This is a genomic window from Amycolatopsis sp. WAC 01375, assembly GCF_003947325.1.
GTDB lineage: Bacteria > Actinomycetota > Actinomycetes > Mycobacteriales > Pseudonocardiaceae > Amycolatopsis.
Map to the genome: position 1 here is coordinate 107,197 of NZ_QHHW01000043.1, position 16,923 is coordinate 124,119.

The 16,923-nt window shown below is 68.3% G+C and carries 12 protein-coding genes; 7 read left to right on the plus strand and 5 right to left on the minus strand.

What is annotated here, in order from left to right:
* Positions 1–12: 12 nt before the first annotated feature.
* The gene (locus DL991_RS29760; protein ID WP_125787672.1) at positions 13–2,805 is read right to left on the minus strand and encodes a M36 family metallopeptidase; all 2,793 of its coding nucleotides are present in this window, start codon (positions 2,803–2,805) and stop codon (positions 13–15) included.
* 152 nt (positions 2,806–2,957) lie between these two features.
* Between DL991_RS29760 and DL991_RS29765 the strand changes: the two genes are divergently transcribed.
* The 4 genes from DL991_RS29765 to DL991_RS29780 are packed head-to-tail and all read left to right on the plus strand — an operon-like array spanning position 2,958 to position 9,855.
* A complete protein-coding gene (locus DL991_RS29765; RefSeq protein WP_125787673.1) occupies positions 2,958–3,854 on the plus strand; it encodes an RNA polymerase sigma-70 factor in 897 nt (298 codons plus the stop codon).
* A gap of 31 nt (positions 3,855–3,885) precedes the next feature.
* Positions 3,886–4,644: an SDR family oxidoreductase gene (locus DL991_RS29770; protein ID WP_125787674.1), complete on the plus strand. Its 759-nt coding sequence runs from the start codon at positions 3,886–3,888 to the stop codon at positions 4,642–4,644.
* Positions 4,645–4,699: 55 nt separating this feature from the next.
* The gene (locus tag DL991_RS29775; RefSeq protein WP_125787675.1) at positions 4,700–7,771 is read left to right on the plus strand and encodes a GH92 family glycosyl hydrolase; all 3,072 of its coding nucleotides are present in this window, start codon (positions 4,700–4,702) and stop codon (positions 7,769–7,771) included.
* Complete coding sequence (locus DL991_RS29780; RefSeq protein WP_125787676.1) at positions 7,768–9,855, plus strand: FUSC family protein; 2,088 nt, start codon at positions 7,768–7,770, stop codon at positions 9,853–9,855. The genes DL991_RS29775 and DL991_RS29780 overlap by 4 nt, the downstream gene beginning before the upstream one ends.
* A gap of 94 nt (positions 9,856–9,949) precedes the next feature.
* Here DL991_RS29780 and DL991_RS29785 read toward each other — a convergent pair whose 3' ends face one another.
* Entirely contained in the window at positions 9,950–10,594 is a 645-nt protein-coding gene (locus DL991_RS29785) for a DUF4360 domain-containing protein (protein WP_125787677.1), read from the minus strand.
* Between the two features lie 275 nt (positions 10,595–10,869).
* On the minus strand, positions 10,870–11,511 hold the full coding sequence (locus DL991_RS29790; protein ID WP_199746782.1) for a DUF4360 domain-containing protein: 642 nt from the start codon (positions 11,509–11,511) through the stop codon (positions 10,870–10,872).
* 422 nt (positions 11,512–11,933) lie between these two features.
* Here DL991_RS29790 and DL991_RS29800 point away from each other — a divergent pair, with 422 nt between their 5' ends.
* Positions 11,934–12,923 carry a malate dehydrogenase gene (locus DL991_RS29800; RefSeq protein ID WP_125787678.1) on the plus strand — a complete coding sequence of 330 codons (990 nt, stop codon included), beginning with the start codon at positions 11,934–11,936 and terminating at the stop codon, positions 12,921–12,923.
* Between the two features lie 12 nt (positions 12,924–12,935).
* Here DL991_RS29800 and DL991_RS29805 read toward each other — a convergent pair whose 3' ends face one another.
* Positions 12,936–13,319 carry a MerR family transcriptional regulator gene (locus tag DL991_RS29805; RefSeq protein WP_125787679.1) on the minus strand — a complete coding sequence of 128 codons (384 nt, stop codon included), beginning with the start codon at positions 13,317–13,319 and terminating at the stop codon, positions 12,936–12,938.
* 52 nt (positions 13,320–13,371) lie between these two features.
* Between DL991_RS29805 and DL991_RS29810 the strand changes: the two genes are divergently transcribed.
* Positions 13,372–14,211: an NAD(P)-dependent oxidoreductase gene (locus DL991_RS29810; RefSeq protein ID WP_125787680.1), complete on the plus strand. Its 840-nt coding sequence runs from the start codon at positions 13,372–13,374 to the stop codon at positions 14,209–14,211.
* Positions 14,212–14,285: 74 nt separating this feature from the next.
* On the opposite strand, the gene DL991_RS29815 is transcribed toward DL991_RS29810, so the two are convergent.
* Complete coding sequence (locus DL991_RS29815) at positions 14,286–15,728, minus strand: helix-turn-helix domain-containing protein (RefSeq protein ID WP_199754139.1); 1,443 nt, start codon at positions 15,726–15,728, stop codon at positions 14,286–14,288.
* Positions 15,729–15,908: 180 nt separating this feature from the next.
* Between DL991_RS29815 and DL991_RS29820 the strand changes: the two genes are divergently transcribed.
* On the plus strand, positions 15,909–16,922 hold the full coding sequence (locus tag DL991_RS29820) for an amidohydrolase family protein (protein ID WP_125787681.1): 1,014 nt from the start codon (positions 15,909–15,911) through the stop codon (positions 16,920–16,922).
* The last annotated feature ends 1 nt before the right edge of the window (position 16,923 follow it).

The following is a 16,923-nucleotide window of genomic DNA, read 5'->3' on the forward strand; positions in this document are numbered from 1 at the left end:
GCTCGGGGCGTGTCAGGCGGGAGCGCCCCGCACCGCCAGTTTCTGCACGTCCATGTACAGGCAGCCTGCCGTCGTGGGCTGCGGCGAGCAGGCCCTGCCCGGGTAGAACGACAGCTGGTTGGACGAAACGGTCAGCCGCACGAACAGCACCCCGGTCGCGCTGCCCGGCGCGAGCTGGAGCGCGGTGAGCTTGTTCAGGTCGGCGGGTTTGAAGTCGCCGGTGCCCGCCTTCACCCACGTCGTGCCGTCCACCGAGGTCTCGACGGTGACGTCCTTGGCCGCGGCGGGCGGGTCGTCGCCGCAGACATTGGACGGGTCGATCTCGATGGCGCTGACATTGACCGGTTTGCCGAGTTTGATCGTGACGAATCGCGTCTCGACGGTGCCGTCGGCCCGGACGACCTTGTCGGTCGACCAGCCACCACCGCCGAGCACCGACGACTTCACCAGGTCACCGGGACCGCAGCCGTAGGGCGTGAAGTCCTCGCCGTTGAACGCGGTGACACCGGCACCCGCGTCGGTGGATGCCCAGTTGAACCGCAGTGACCAGTCGACCTTGGTGGTCCCCGAGCGCACCGAGACCGCGCGGGTCTCGCTGTCGGCGCCGCCTCCGGAGGCGTAGACCTTCGGATAGGTACCGGGGAGCACGCCGGAGATGGTGTAGCCGCCGCCGGTGTCGGTGACCGCGGACAGCGAGCCGCCGAATCCGGAGTCGTGCCCGCTGAACCGGACGGCGACGCCGCCGATCGGGGCACCGCTTTCGCGTTCGGTGACCTTGCCGGTCACGGTCCCGGTCGGGGTACCGGCGGGCGGCGGAGTGGAGAAGTCCTCGGCCGGTGCGGTGTCGGCGCCGGTGATCGACGCGGCGAAGTAGCCCATGCCGCGCGCGGCGAAGGTCTTCCACAGTTCGGCGTGTGCGCGGCCGCCGTTGATCACTGTGTCGGCCTGCAGGATCGCGTTCCGCATGTCGAGGAACGACGGCGACGCGGGCGAAAGCTCCATCGCGCGGGTGACCAGCGCCCGCGTCAGCTGCACACCGAGCGCGGAGCGGAGATCCCACAGCGCGCTCGCCCAGATCTCACCGTCGGCGTGCACCTCCGGGAAGCCGACGATCCGGCCGAGGTCGCCGTAGGTGTAACCGCCGGGCCCCGCCCCTGGTGTACCGGGACACTGTGGCGCACCGGCGCCGACCGGGCAGTCCAGCGGCTGGGTGCGGGCGAGGGGGACGCCGTTGCTCACGTAGTCGCCGCCGAGGAGCTCACCGGGCGCCGAGGTGTCCTTGATCGCGTTACGCCCGACGAGGTAGTCGAAGGCGTACCAGTCGCTCCAAGCCTCACCCATCGCACCGGACTGGAAGGAGTTCAGCGTGGAGTTGCCCTGCGCGTCGACGACCAGCCGGTTGGACAGGCCGTGGCCGTACTCGTGGTGGATGATCGTGGCGTCGTCGGCGGAGTTCGCCGCGAGGAACGGGTCGGTGGGGTCCCGGGGGTCGTGGAACAGGAACATCCCCATCGTCGGCGGCTGCCCGTCCGGCGGGGTGCCCATGAACGCGTTGTCGTAGTAGCCCGGTTCCTGCGCGCCCAGCAGGGTGTGGACCTGGACGGCGTCGCCGTCGACCTTCTCGAAGTTGCCCGCCTCGCGGGTGAAGCCGATCGGGAAGGAGGCGAGGTGGTCGTGGAAGCTCCCGACGTAGGCCAGTGCCTGCACGGCGTTCTGTTCGCGGTTCTTCGCCCACGAGCCCGGCGTCTTCGGGTCCCAGGAACACGGCCTCGCCGTCGAGCACGGCGGGCCGACGACGCCGGTGAAGTCGGTGAACCGGTAGCGGTAGGTGCCGTCGGTGTTCGGCCCGATCTCCTCCTGCGGCTGGAATTTCAGGTCGCCGTTGACGTCGGCGGCGACGTGCGCGACGTTGCCGTCCAGCGTCTTGGCGTCAGCGGGCAGCCAGCCCTTCTGGGTCAGGTCGACCTGCTTCTGCGGGCCCGGCTGGGCTTCCCAGGCGAGGCCTTTGGCGCCGGCAGCGTCGTTGACGTCGTTGGCGTGGTTCACCAGGTTCTTGCGGTAGAGCAGCTTGCCGGTGCCGGCGTCGGTCACCTCCTGGAACATCTTGTCCACGGCGGGTTTGGCCAGCGTGTACCAGGCGGGCCGGAGCCCCTCGCCGGTCAGGAAAGCGACCTTTTCGGAGTCCGATGCGGGGGCGGCCAGCGTGGCCACGCCCAGCGACGCGGGAAGATCACGTACGGGCGCCCCGTCCAGCTGGATCAGCCTGCCGTCCTTGGCCACGTGCGCTTTCAAGCCGTTGCCGAACACCGGAACCCCGCCGACGGACTGGGTGAACGACAGGTGGTGGGTGCCTTCGACGTCGACGTAGTCCTTGCGCAGGTTCAGCTTCGCGGTGTCTCCCGCGCTGAGACCGACGAGGCCTTCTTTCTCCCGCAGGTAGTTCAGCACGATGTCGCGGGGTGATTTCCCGCTCGGTCCGGTGAGGAACCCGTCGGTGCGAGCGAGGACGCGGGGTGTGCCGGTCAGCTCGTCGTAGTCGAGCACGGCCTGGTTGCCCAGTTCGGCGCGTGCCTTCGCGACGGAATTCGCCCGTGATGCCGAGAGCCGGTCGTGCGCGCCGAGGACGCGCGGGCTGGTTCTCGCCGTGTCGCGGACATCGATGTCCTTTCCGGATCTGTCCGGTGTGGTGTGCACGGCGCCCGGTGCCGGTGCCGCTCCGGCTTGGGGCGCTGTGACCAGCGCTAATACTGTGATGGCGGTCGCGGCGCACAACGAGGTACGCGAACGCGACGAACGTGACGTCACTCCAGACCCCTCTCTCGGTGGTGACGCAGACGTTCTCTTCGTACCGATACAGTCACAGCCGACGTCAGCGCCGATCAGGTACGGAATTCCCGGTGAGCGGGACCCACGCGCCTGGGCGTCCACAGTGGATTCAGCGGGATTCGTAGGGGAAGATGGACAACGCCACAGAATTCGAGCGGCTGCGCCCTGCCATGTTCGGTCTCGCCTATCGCCTGCTCGGTTCGGCGGCGGAGGCGGAAGACGCCGTTCAGGACGCCTATCCGAAGTGGGCGGGCGCCGAACGCGGGTCGATCGCGTCGCCGCGGGCGTGGCTGGCGAAAGTGGTCACCAACCTCTGCCTGAACCGGCTGACCTCGGCCAGGGCACAGCGAGAGCGGTATATCGGGCCGTGGCTGCCCGAACCGGTCCTGACGTCGGATGACGCGCTCGGTCCGCTGGAGACGGCGGAGCAGCGGGATTCGGTGTCGCTGGCGATGCTGGTGTTGCTGGAACAGCTCAGCCCGGTCGAGCGGGCGGTGTTCGTGTTGAAGGAGGCTTTCGCATACAGCCATCGTGAGATCGCCGAGATCCTCGACGTGTCCGAGGTCAACTCACGTCAGCTGCACAGCCGGGCGCGACGGGCCTTGAACCGGTCGGACGAGCGACGGGCGCCGAACCCGCGACACCTCGAGAAGCTCGTCGAGAGCTTCCTGTCGGCGGCGCGGGACGGCGATCTGCCCGCTTTGGAGAGCTTGCTGACCGCCGATGTCACGGCGTGGTCCGACGGCGGCGGCAACGTCACCGCCGCCCGGCGTCCGGTGCACGGCGCGGCCAAGGTCGCACGGTTGTACGCCGGGATGTTCGCCGGCGTCGGACAGGTGTCGATCGAGATCCTCGAGGTCAACGGCGGTCCGGCGGTGGTCGCGACGGCCGGTGACGTCCTGTACGGCGTCCTCGGGTTCGAGGTGGTGGACGACCGGATCTCGGGGCTCCGCGCGGTCGGGAATCCGGACAAACTGACGTTCCTGTCGGGGCAGTTGTCACATTCCGGGTGGCCGGCCGGTTCTTGAGGGTGGAAGCTCTCGTGAACGGAGGATCAAGGTGACGAACCCGATTCTGGTGACCGGCGGTACCGGCGACCTCGGCCGTGAGGTGGTGCGGCGGCTGGTCGCCGGAGACCGGCCGGTCCGGATCATGAGCCGGCGGCCGCGTCCCGCGGCGGAACCGAACGAGTGGGCGCGGTGCGATCTGAAGACCGGTGCCGGTCTCGCCGAGGCTGTCGACGGTGTCTCGGCGATCATCCATTGCGCGTCGACGCTGGGTCGCGGGGACGAGCTGGTGACCCGGAACCTGGTCGAGGCTGCGCGGCGCGCGGGCGGCCCGCATCTGGTGTACATCTCGATCGTCGGCATCGACGTGATCCGGTTCTTCTACTACGACGAGAAGCTGGCCTCGGAGAAGGTGATCGAGGAGTCCGGTCTGCCGTGGACGGTGCTGCGCGCGACGCAGTTCCACGAGCTCGTCGCGCGGGCGTCGTCGGCGCAGCGGCGGCTGCCGGTGACGGTCATGCCGTCGGGATTCCGGTTCCAGCCGGTCAGCACCGGCGACGTCGCGGACCGGCTGGTCGAGCTGACGTCCGGTGCGCCGTCGGGAAGGGTGCCGGATATGGGTGGTCCCGAGGTGCGGAGCGCCCGTGACCTGGCGGAGGCGTACCAGCGGTCGGTGGGGCGCCGGAAGCCGATCGTGCCGCTGTGGCTGCCGGGCAAGGCGGCGCGGGCGTTCCGGGCTGGCGGCAACCTGACCCCGGAGAACGCGACCGGCGCGGGCACCTTCGAGGAGTTCCTCTCCTCACGCGTGTAGTCCTCTGCACGCGGCACACCGAGCCGGGCTCACGCGTGCGAGTTACGGTGGCCTGGTGACGATCACCGGGTTCTTCTCCTCCTTCGAAACGGGTGATCCGCAGCCGGTGGATCCGGCCTTGCGCGTCGGCACCGGGCCGCGGTCGTCACCGACCGCGAAGACCGGCGTCGGGTTCACCGGCGCGCACGCCCTCCGCTACGAGAACACGCTGCGCGCCACCCTGTTCGAAGTGGACATCGAGGTCACCGGCGACACCGAACTGTCCTATGTGGTCTTCCCCGGAGCCGGGACGGACTACAGCGGCACCTTCGTGGCCCTGGACGTCGAGTTCACCGACGGGACGTCCACCGGGTTCACCGCCGCCGGGCAGGGCATGGACAAGACGCTGTACGTGGACCAGTGGAACCTCGTGCGCCGCAGGCTGGGTGAGTTCGCCGGACGACGGATCGCCCGGATCGTCCTGATCAGCGAACCCCCGGACGGCGAGAGCGCGGGCTGGGTGGACGACGTCCGGATCACCGACCGCGTCATCGAGATCCGCGAGCCGGTGGACCACGTCCGCACCACCCGCGGCACACATTCCAGCGACAAGTTCTCGCGGGGCAACAACTTCCCCGCGACCGCCGTCCCGCACGGCTTCAACTTCTGGACCCCGGTCACCGACGCGAGCGCCACCAACTGGATCTACAGCTACCACCGGCACAACGACGCCGCGAACCGTCCCGCGCTGCAGGCGTTCGCGCTGTCGCATCAGCCGAGCCCGTGGATGGGCGACCGGCACACCTTCCAGGTGATGCCGGGGATCGGCCCGGTCGAGTCCGACCGGGCCCGCCGCGCGCTCGCGTTCTCCCACGACGACGAGATCGACCGGCCGCATCACTACGGTGTCCGGTTCGCCAACGGGATCACCACCGACATCGCCCCGGCGGATCACGCGGCGCTGTTCCGGTTCACCTTCCCGGGTGACCGCGGCTGGCTGCTGTTCGACAACGCCCGCAACCGGGGAGGGCTGCGGCTCGCCCCGGCGAACGGTGTCCTCACCGGTCACACCTGGGTGCGCAGCCGGTTGTCGGCCGGGGCGCGGCGGATGTTCGTCCACGCCGAGTTCGACGTCCACGCCGAAAACGGCGGGAGGATCCGGCGCCCGGTGTGGCGCACGGTGACCGGGTTCCTGGAGTTCGCGGCCGGCGAGGTGACGATGCGGATCGCGACGTCGCTGATCAGCCTCGCGCAGGCCAAGCGGAACCTCGACCGGGAGATCCCCGCCGGAACGACCTTCGAGCAGGTCCGCGATCAAGCCCGCGCGCGGTGGGCCGAGGTGCTGGACCGGGTCGAGATCGAGGGAGCGACCGAGGAGCAGCGCACGACGTTCTACTCCAATCTCTACCGCCTGTTCCTGTATCCGAACTCCGCGCACGAAGACACCCCGAAGGGCGTCCGCCACGCGAGCCCGGTCGTCCGCCGCCTCTGGCCCAGCACGCGCACCCGGACCGGCGCGAAGGTCGTGGACGGCGAGATGTACGTCAACAACGGCTTCTGGGACACCTACCGCACCACCTGGCCCGCGTACGCGCTGCTCACCCCCGGCCGGTGCGGGCGGATGATCGACGGGTTCGTCCAGCAGTACCGCGAAGGCGGCTGGATCTCACGCTGGTCCTCCCCCGGCTACGCCAACCTCATGACCGGCACCAGTTCCGACGTGGCGTTCGCCGACGCGTACCTCAAAGGCGTGCGCGGATTCGACGTCGAGGCCGCCTACGAAGCGGCACTGAAGAACGCGACGGTGACGCCGCGCGGGCAGAGCGTCGGCCGGAAGGGCCTGCACGAGTCGATCTTCCTCGGGTTCACGCCGACGTCGGTCCACGAGGGACTGTCGTGGGCGCTGGAGGGCTGCGTCAACGACTTCGGCCTGGCCAATTTCGCCGAGGCACTCGGACACGACGACGACGCCGCGTACTTCCGGCAGCGCTCGCAGCAGTACGCGAACCACTTCGACCACCTGATCGGGTTCTTCCAGGGCCGCAACCGGGACGGCAGCCGCCACTTCGCCGCCGAGGGCTACGACCCCGAAGCGTGGGGCGGCGACTTCACCGAGACGAACTCCTGGAACACCGCCTTCTCCGTACCCCACGACGGCGCCGGCCTCGCGGCACTGCACGGCGGGGCGGAGGCACTCGAGTCCAAACTGGACACGTTCTTCGCGACGCCGGAGACCGGCCGCAAACCGGGTTCCTACGGTGGGCTGATCCACGAGATGACCGAGGCGCGCGACGTCCGGATGGGACAGTACGGGCATTCCAACCAGCCTTCGCACCACATTCCCTGGATCTACAACCACGCGGGCGCGCCCCCGAAGACGCAGCGGATCGTGCGGGAGGTCCTGCGGCGGCTCTATGTCGGGAGCGACCTCGGCCAGGGCTACCCCGGCGACGAGGACAACGGCGAGATGTCCGCTTGGTACGTCTTCGCCGCACTCGGGTTCTACCCGCTGGCGATGGGCAGCCCCGAGTACGCGATCGGCGCGCCGCTGTTCACGAAGGCGACCGTCCACCTCGAGAACGGGAAGGACCTGGTCGTCGAGGCGCCCGGCAACACCGACGACACCGTGTACGTCCAAGGGCTGACGATCGACGGACGGCCGCACGAGAGCACCACGCTCCCGCATTCCGCGCTGGCCGAGGGCGCGAAACTGGAGTTCACGATGGGCGAGCGGCCGTCGGACTGGGGCCGCTCCCCCGTCGAGCCCGCCGACCCGCGACCGCTCACGGACATCACGGCGGGCGACGGACCGCTGTTCGACGACACCACCAAGACCGAGATCACCTTCCCCGGGCGAGAACCCGTCATCGAGTTCCCCGTCGAGGACGCTTCTCGCGACGTCGTCATGTACACGCTGACCTCGGGAAGCCGCCGGGGTGATCCGCGTTCGTGGGTGCTGGAGGGATCCGACGACGGCGAGCGCTGGACGCTGCTGGACCAGCGTGAGGGCGAGACGTTCCGATGGCGCCGCCAGACGCGGCCGTTCGCCCTCGCCGAGCCGGCACGACACGCCCGATACCGTCTTCGCGTCACCTCGTCCACCGCCCGGCGGGTCACCCTCGCCCAAGGAGAGCTGCTCGCCCGATGATCACCCGCATCACCCAGGCCACGACCGACCGTCTGGTCGCCTCCGATCCCGGCCTGGTCCGGCTCCGGCTCGGCTTCTCGGCCGTCCTCAGCATCGTCGTCGCGGTGCTGGCCATCCTGCCGTTCCACCAGCCGCTCACGGTCACCCTCGTCGCCGCCATCGCCGCGATGACCTCCGCCTTCACCGTCAACGACGAGACCCCCGGGAAGCAGGCGGTGACGCTGGTACTGGGACTGCTGCTCGGTGCGGCGTCACTCACCGCGGCCAGTGTGGGATCGGCGGTGCCGCCGCTGGACAGCGTCGTGTTCGTGCTGCTGATCTTCGTCGCGGTCTACGCCCAGCGGTTCGGTTCGCGCGGGATCGCACTGGGCTCGCTGTCGTTCTTCCTGTTCTTCTTCGCGATGTTCCTGCAGACGCATTTGAAGCAGGTTCCGGCGCTGCTGCTGGCGCTGACCATCGGGATCGCGGCCAACGCGGTGGTCCGGTTCGTCCTGGTGCGCAGGGACACCGACGCGGAGTTCCTCCGGATCCGGCGGGCGTTCCGGGCCAGGCTCGCCGCGGTGGTGAGGGCGGCCGAGGATCACCTCACGGTGGGCGGCAGCGAACGCACCCGCAAGCGGCTCCGCAGGACGAACGCCCGGATGCACGAATCCGTGCTGCTCATCGAGGACACCGCGCCGGAGGTGACCGGCGCGGAATCGGCGAACCGGCTCCGCCGCCGGGCGATCGAGGTCGAACTGGCGGTGCAATGGCTGACGATCACGGTCCAGCGCACCTGTGCCGAAGATCTCGACGAGGACGTCCGGGACGATCTGATCGCACGGATGCGGCGGTTCCGGTCGCTGATCGAACGCGATCCCCGTGAACTGCCGCTGATCAGCGAGACCGAAGAGTTCAGCAAGATGCTGGTGGAAGGCAGCCGGATCGACGAACACGCCGCACCCGGCGACGGCGTCCGCCGCGCGCTCGCCGAACTCGCGCTGGCCGATGTGCGGGCACAGCGGGTCGCCGAGCACGACGTCTCCGATGCCGCCGACGACCCTGAAGATCCCGACGAGGGGAAGTCGGCGGCGTTCGCCTACGACAACCAGACGCGCAGCGCCATCCAGGCCGTGGTGGGCGGCGGACTCGCCGTGCTCGGCGGTGAGCTGGTGTCGAGCCAGCGGTGGTACTGGGCGGTGTTGACGGTCTTCGTGGTGTTCATCGGCTCGTCCACGGCGGGGGCGACCTTCGTCAAGGGCGTCCGGCGGCTCGGCGGCACGCTGATCGGGATCGTCGGCGGGCTGGTGCTGACGCTGCTCGTGTCGGGCAGTGTGCCGGCGACGCTGGCGCTGATCCTGGTGTGCGTGTTCGGCATGGTCTACATGGCGCGGGTGTCGCAGGTGATCATGGCGTTCTTCATCACCAGCATGCTCGGGCTGCTGTACAGCCTGCTGGGCACGTTCAGCATCGAGGTGCTGTGGATCCGGGTCGCGGAGACCGCCGTGGGCGCGGCGGCCGGAGTCCTGGCGGCGGTGGTGATCGTGCCGGTGCGCACGCGGGCGGTGATGCTGGACGACGTCTCGGCGTTGCTGGAAGAGCTGGACGAGTTCGTCGAGAAGGCCGCGGGCCTGCTCTCCGGTGCCGAGAACGTGAGCGTCATCGAGAAGTCGCGCGATCTCGACCGGGCGGTGGACAAGGTCCGCACGACGATCGAGCCGCTCACCCATCCGGTGAATCTCAGCAGCCGCCGCGACTACGGCTGGCATGTGCTCACGACGGTGGAGACCATCGCCTTCCGCGCCCGGCACGTCGCGGCGCGGTCACAGCCAGGGCTGCTGCTCAACGAGGCGGATCGGTTGCTGCTGTACACCGGGCGGATCCGGGAGAACACCTCGGTGCTGAGGAAGGCCATGGGTGATCCGGGCGGACTCGCCCGCGGCACGCTGATCCGCGACGACGGCACGCCGGTGGCCGACCGGATCGACGATCCGCAGGCTCGTTCGGTACTCACCAGTCTCGGACATCTCGACGAGACGGTGATCGCGCTGGGCCGCGTGTTCGGGGTCGAGGCCACCGATCCGGCGCCGTCCGGGAAGTCGTGAGGATGCTCGGTCCGTGGGGTGTCGTGAAGGGCCCCTTTGAGACAATGATCGTCTCAAAGGGGCCCTTCACGACATAAGAGCTCGTGGCTCGTGATCAGTTCTTCGGTTTGGGACAGGACTTCCAGGAGAAGTGGTAGGTGGTCTTGATGGCGCCGTCGGTCGAGTCCATGGTGACGAAGCTGGTGGTCTTCTTCGGATCGGAAGTGCCGACCGCGGCCCGCAATTCCGTGTTGATGTTGAAGTTCCGGTCCTCACCACAAGGTTTGTAGACGATGGCGCCGACTTCGATCTCGTCGGTGAACTGCCAGTTGTCCTCGAACGGGCCCTTCAGGCTGTGGTTCACGAAGGACGTCGGGGAATTGCCCTGGAAGTAGTAGTTGGCTCGCTCCAGCCCGGTCGCTCCCGCGGCCAACGAAGCGAACCCGCGGTAGTCGGTGCCCGCGATGCCGTAGGTGAAGCCCTGCGGCACGTGGACATAGAGGTTGAGCTGACAGTTCTTGCGCAGATCGGTCGGCTTCGCACCGACACCGACCTGGGCGGTGTACTCGCTGTAGGTCACCGTGAACGCGGTGTTGTCCGGAGACACGGAAACAGCCGCGGTACCCGGTCTGCAGCCGGTTCCGTTGACCGTCACGACGTCGATGACTATCTTGTCGGACGGCAACGGAGGCGGCACCCAGGCGTTCGGCGTGACGACCGAGGACAACAGGGTCACGGCAGCGACCAGCACGTTGAGCATGGGATCCTTCCCAAAGCTTCCACACGGCGGAACTGGGCGGATTCGAGGTCAGCGAGACGTTCTTTCCCGGCCCGCCCGCCGATCGGGACGAAAACGGATTCGGTCACCGGACACAGGGGTGACCGCCGAAAATGGGGTCGTCGAGAAGACTCGCCACCGGGCAGGGCCGGCGACGAGCTGTGGAGTCGTCGTTCAGAGCGGCCAAGGTCCTGAACAAGCAGGGGTCGACGGCCTTCTTCCGGACCGGGAAGCAGGCCGTCACCCTGGTGGAGCGGTCAGGAGGCCGGGCAGGTCTTCCACGAGAAGTGGTAGGTGGTCTTGAACGCGCCGTCGGTCGAATCCATCGTGATGAAACTGGTGGTCTTCTTCGGATCCGACGAACCCGCGCCGACCCTCAGCTCCGTGTTCACGTTGAGATTCCGGTCCTCACCGCACGGCTTGTAGATGATGACGCCACCTTCGGCCTCGTCACGGAATTGCCAGTTGTCCGACAACGGCCCATTGACGGGGTGGCTCACCTGCGCGGTCGGCGAATTTCCCTGGAAGTAGTAATTCGCCCGCTGGAGCCCCCTGGCGCCGGATTCGAGCGAAGCGAAACCGCGGTAATCGGCGCTGGCGATGCCGTAGGTGAATCCCTGCGGAATGTGGATATTGAGGTTGAGCTGGCAGTTCTTCCGGAAGTCGGTCGGCTTCGCGCCCACGCCGACCTGGGCGGTGTATTCGCTGTAGGTGACCGTGAAGGAACTGTTGTCCCTGGCGACGGCGACCGCCGACGAACCCGGCGGGCAGCCGGAACCATTCACGGTGACCACGTCGATGACGACCCGGTCGGGCGGGGGTACCGGCGGCGGCGACATGCTGTTCGGCGTTATTATCGACGAGAAAAGCGATACGGCGGCAACCACTGCATTGAGCATGGGGTCCTTCCCGAAAACTTTCACACGGGGCGGGGAACTGGGCGGACTCATGTTAGCGAAACGATCTTCACGATGCCGCCCGCCGATCGGACGCAATTCGCAACGGCAATCGGTTCATGAAATGACATTATGGCCTGTAACCGTTTTCCGGAGCGCGCGAGAACGCCACTCGGACCAGAAAACACCATTCGATTCGCACGATATGAAAAAGGCTTTCGCGGGTACGGCGTTGACGATCCCGGTGAGACAGCGACGGCGCCCGCGGCCACCCACCCACCACCTCGACGCCCGGAGAGCGTGGGCCTGATCACCCGGCGTCGGCATCGATCAAGAAAACAGTGACTGGACGCACCCGAACGGCGACTCGGGACAGGACTAGCATCGCGGTACAAGTCGATGTCGCCTCAAGCTGGAGAACCGCAATGACCCAAGCCCCTGTCAACGTCACCGTCACCGGTGCGGCCGGCCAGATCGGCTACGCGCTGCTCTTCCGCATCGCGTCCGGTCAGCTGCTCGGCCCGGACACCCCGGTGAAGCTGCGGCTCCTGGAGATCCCGCAGGCGGTCAAGGCGGCTGAGGGCACCGCGATGGAACTCGAAGACGGCGCGTTCCCGCTGCTGTCGGGCATCGACATCTTCGACGACCCGAAGCAGGCCTTCGAGGGCGCGAACGTCGCCCTGCTGGTCGGCGCCCGTCCCCGTGCCAAGGGCATGGAGCGCGGCGACCTGCTCGAGGCCAACGGTGGCATCTTCAAGCCGCAGGGTGAGGCCATCAACGCCGGCGCGGCGAGCGACATCAAGGTCCTCGTGGTCGGCAACCCGGCCAACACCAACGCCCTCATCGCCCAGGCGCACGCGCCCGACGTCCCGGCCGACCGCTTCACCGCGATGACCCGCCTCGACCACAACCGCGCCCTCGCGCAGCTGTCGAAGAAGCTGGGCGTGCCGGTGACCGAACTGAAGAAGGTCGCGATCTGGGGCAACCACTCCGCGACCCAGTACCCGTCGATCGCGCACGCCGAGGTGTCCGGCAAGCCCGCGACCGAGGTCATCACCGACCAGCAGTGGCTGGCCGACGACTTCATCCCGACCGTCGCCAAGCGCGGCGCGGCGATCATCGAGGCCCGCGGCCTGTCCTCCGCGGCGTCTGCCGCCTCCGCCGCGATCGACCACGTCTACACCTGGGTCAACGGCACCCCCGAGGGTGACTGGACCTCGGCAGCGGTCGTGTCCGACGGCTCCTACGGCGTGCCGGAGGGCCTGATCTCCTCGTTCCCGGTCACCGCCGCGAACGGCGAGTACAAGATCGTCCAAGGCCTGGAGATCGACGACTTCTCGCGCGCCCGCATCGACGCTTCGGTCAACGAGCTGGCCGAAGAGCGCGACGCGGTGAAGAAGCTCGGCCTCATCTGAGCCTGATCCGCTTCACGAAGGCGGCCGCGTCCCCCGGGACGCGGCCGCCTTTTCGCTGCCGATGATCGTGTCGAGATTCCCGCGGGTGGTCTCCAGCTCGCCGATCGCCGCGTCGATCCGGTCACGCTGCTGCCGCAAGGCGTCGACCAGCTCGGGGCAATCCGGGGTCAACCAGCCGTCCTCGTCGACGATGCACGGCAGGATCTCCAGGATCTGCGCGGTGTTCAGCCCGGCCCCGAGCAGGATCCTGATCCGCCGCACCGCCGCCACGTCGACGTCCCCGTACACGCGATAACCGCTCGGCCGCCGCTCCGGAGCGAGCAGACCCTGCTCCTCGTAGTACCGCAGCGCGCGCTCACTGACGCCGGTCCGCCGCGCGAGTTCCCCGATCCGCATCCGCACTCCAGACTTGACTCTCACGTCAATGTCAAGGTTTAGCTTAGCCGCCATGACCACCGTGACCGTCCTCGGACTCGGCCCCATGGGACACGCCCTCGCCACCGCGTTCACCGCCGCCGACCACCCCACCACCGTCTGGAATCGCACCCCTGGCAAGGAAAACGGCCTCGACGCCACCATCACCACGACCGCGGCGGAGGCGATCGCGGCAAGCCCGCTCGTGATCGTCTGCGTGCGCGACTACGCCGTGGCGCAGTCGATCCTCGACGCCGACGCACTCAAAGGCCGCACGCTCGTGAACCTCAGCGGCGGATCACCACGGCAAGCCCGCGTGATGGCGACGTGGGCCACCGAACACGGCATCGACTACCTCGACGGCGTCATCATGGCGACAACCGACGCGATCGGCGGCCCGAACGCCGCCCTGTTCTTCAGCGGACCCGCCGACGTCTACGAAACACACCGCCCCACACTGGCCGCACTCGGCGAGAACGCCCAGTACGTCGGCGACTCACCCGGCCGCGCCGCCGCGTTCGACGCGGCCCTGCAGGACATGCTCTGGACCGCCATGAGCGGCGTGATCCATATGATCGCGCTCGCCAAAGCGGAGAACATCGGCGCCACCGACATCGCCGCACACGCGAAAGCACTGCTCGGCTTCTTCCCCGACATGATCGACCTGCTCGCCGGGCAAGTCGCCGCCGAAAACTACGCCGGAGACGCGGGCACCCTCGAAGCCACCGCGGCGACCATGGACCACATCCTCGACGCGATCCGCGCCCAAGGCCTCGACAACGGCGTCCTCGCCGCGGCCCGAGCCCAAGTACAGCAAGCGATCGACACCGGCCACGGCTCCGACGGCTTCGCCAGGCTCGCCGCACTCCAGTGAGAGCCAGTGCAAAGGAGGCGTGGTCGGTACCGGGGGTCGTGAGTGGCGATTCGGGTTCTAACCCGAATCGCCACTCACGACCCGGACCGGAACTGCCGCGCCGTGATGCCGTACTGGTTCATCTTCCGGTACAGCGTCGCCCGGCCCATCCCGAGCTTCTCCGCCGCACCGACCACAGTGGACCCCGGCTCGGCGAGACAACGCACGATCTCGTCCCGCTCCATCGCCTGCAACCGGCTCAACCGATGCCCCACTCCGGAGAACACCTCCGCCGGCAGATGCTGCGTGTCGACCACGTCCGACCGTGACGCCGCCTCCCGCACCACCCGGCGCAGCTGCTTGGCGTTCTCCGGCCAATCGCAGGCTGCCAGCGCCCGCACCGCGGCCGGGGTGAACACGACCTCACGACCCCGGTCACGGCGCGCGAAATGATGCGCCAGCGGGAGCACGTCATCCGGCCGGAACCGCAACGGCGGCACCTCGACCACGACCTCCACCAGCGGGGCCAACGCCTCCGGAAGCGCACCGGCGTCCGCCGCGGTGAGCACGAACGGTGGCGGCTCCCCCTCCCGCCGAGCCTCGGCGAACAACCCGGCCAACTCGGCGGCCGCCCACGCCGGAAGCGTGTCCACCCCCGAGACGATCACACACGTCCCGTCCTTGACCAGCTCAGGAGTCCACAACGTCAGCCACGTGTCGACGTCGTCCGGCGCGGGCGGGCGCGCGTTCAGCACCCGATCCCTCGGCCGCAACGCCCGCCGCGCGGCCGACGCGAGCGCCGTCTTCCCCGCCCCGGCCTCACCGACGACAGCGGCCACCCGCCCGCGGCTCAACGCCGAACGCACCTCATCGAGCGCATCCGACCAGCCCGGCGACAGACTCGGGGCATCAGCCGGATCGAACCGGTCGGAGTGCACCCGGAACACCTCACCACGCGGCGCCGGCCGCGGAGTCCGCCCCGACGCCCGCGCCAGCATCAACGCCGCCGTGTTCCCGGCCGCAGCCTGCGCCAACGCCAGCAGCAACTCCGAAGACTGATCCGACCACGTCGTCAGGTTCACACTCCCGGCCAGCGCACCGGTCAACGGATCCAGCACCGGCACCGCCGCACACGTATACCCCCGCAAACCCGTGCAGTAGTGCTCCGCCGCCCGCACCAGCGTCGGCGCGCGATCGGCCAGCGCCAACCCCAGCCCGTTCGTCCCCGCGTTGCTCTCCGCGAAGTAGAACCCCGGCGCCAGGTGGACCCGATCCAACGACCGCACGATCGACGCGTCCGTGCACAACCTGCTCAGCACCAGCCCCTCACTGTCGGTGATCATCAGGCTGACCGGCTCGTTCGCCAGCGTCGCCTGCAACCCCCGCAGCACCTCGTTGCCGCACTCGTACAACAGCGAACCGGTGTCCAGCGAACCGGTGAACACCGGCCGCACCTCGTCCTCGGGCGCGCCGTACCGGGCGCTGCGCTGCCAAGACGCCCGCAACCGCGGCGCGATCACCGCGTTCGCGCTCTCCACATCGACCTCCCGGGACGCCACAGTGCGTTCGGACTTCCGCCAAGCGTACGTCCACGGCCACCGGCACACAGGACCGTCGGTGTCTCAAACTGAGACACCGAGCGCCTCCCTGACCTGCGCCGACACCCCTACCGTTCACCCCCAACGTGCCAACGGCGGTCACGAACGCGGAGGAAACCCATGTACACCAAGGACGGCGAGAGCTACTTCATCGTGGACGCGCACGTCGCGCTCTGGGACGCCCGGCCGGAGAACCAGGCCAACATCCACGGCAAACAGTTCATCGACTGCTTCTACGACTACCACCGCAACCTCAGCCCCGAATCCGAGCTCTGGCCCTACGAGGACTACCTCTACTACGGCGGCGAACGCCTGATGAAGGACCTCTTCGAAGACGGCTACGTCGACCACGCCATCTTCCAGCCCGCCCACCTCGGCGCCTTCTACAAAACCGGCTTCGGCCAGACCGAAGAAGCCTTCGCCCTCACCAAGCAACACCCCGACAAACTCACCTACAACCACTGCTTCGACCCACGCCTCGAACAGGCAGGTCTCGACCAGCTCCGCCGCGACGCCGAACGCTTCGGCCTCAAAGGCGTCAAGCTCTACACCGCGGAATGGCGGGACGACTCCCGCGGCTACAAACTCGACGACCCCTGGTGCCGCCGCTACCTGGAAACCTGCCTCGAACTCGGCATCCGCAACATCCACATCCACAAGGGCCCCACCATCCGCCCCCTCGACCGCGACGCCTTCGACGTCGCCGACGTCGACAAGGTCGCCACCGACTACACCGACCTCAACTTCGTCGTCGAACACTGCGGACTCCCCCGGCTCGAAGACTTCTGCTGGATCGCCACCCAGGAACCCAACGTCCACGCAGGCCTCGCCGTCGCGATGCCCTTCATCCACACCCGCCCGCGCTACTTCGCCCAGATCATCGGCGAACTCCTCTACTGGCTCGACGAAGACCGCATCCAGTTCTCCAGCGACTACGCGCTCTGGACCCCGAAATGGCTGGTCGAACGGTTCGTCGACTTCCAGATCCCCGAGGACATGACCGAGTACGCGCCACTGACCACCGACCAGAAACGCAAGATCCTCGGCCTCAACGCCGCCGCGATGTACGACCTCCCGGTGCCCGAGGAACTCCAGGTCCGGCGCATCGAAACCCAAGCCGTCTCGGTGGCCTGAC

Excerpts from the sequence above, each read along its gene's own strand:
- DL991_RS29765 (WP_125787673.1), top strand. The coding sequence starts at position 2,958 with ATGGACAACGCCACAGAATTCGAGCGGCTGCGCCCTGCCATGTTCGGT.
- DL991_RS29785 (WP_125787677.1), bottom strand. The coding sequence starts at position 10,594 with ATGCTCAACGTGCTGGTCGCTGCCGTGACCCTGTTGTCCTCGGTCGTC.
- DL991_RS29780 (WP_125787676.1), top strand. The coding sequence starts at position 7,768 with ATGATCACCCGCATCACCCAGGCCACGACCGACCGTCTGGTCGCCTCC.
- DL991_RS29800 (WP_125787678.1), top strand. The coding sequence starts at position 11,934 with ATGACCCAAGCCCCTGTCAACGTCACCGTCACCGGTGCGGCCGGCCAG.
- DL991_RS29805 (WP_125787679.1), bottom strand. The coding sequence starts at position 13,319 with ATGCGGATCGGGGAACTCGCGCGGCGGACCGGCGTCAGTGAGCGCGCG.
- DL991_RS29790 (WP_199746782.1), bottom strand. The coding sequence starts at position 11,511 with ATGCTCAATGCAGTGGTTGCCGCCGTATCGCTTTTCTCGTCGATAATA.
- DL991_RS29810 (WP_125787680.1), top strand. The coding sequence starts at position 13,372 with ATGACCACCGTGACCGTCCTCGGACTCGGCCCCATGGGACACGCCCTC.
- DL991_RS29820 (WP_125787681.1), top strand. The coding sequence starts at position 15,909 with ATGTACACCAAGGACGGCGAGAGCTACTTCATCGTGGACGCGCACGTC.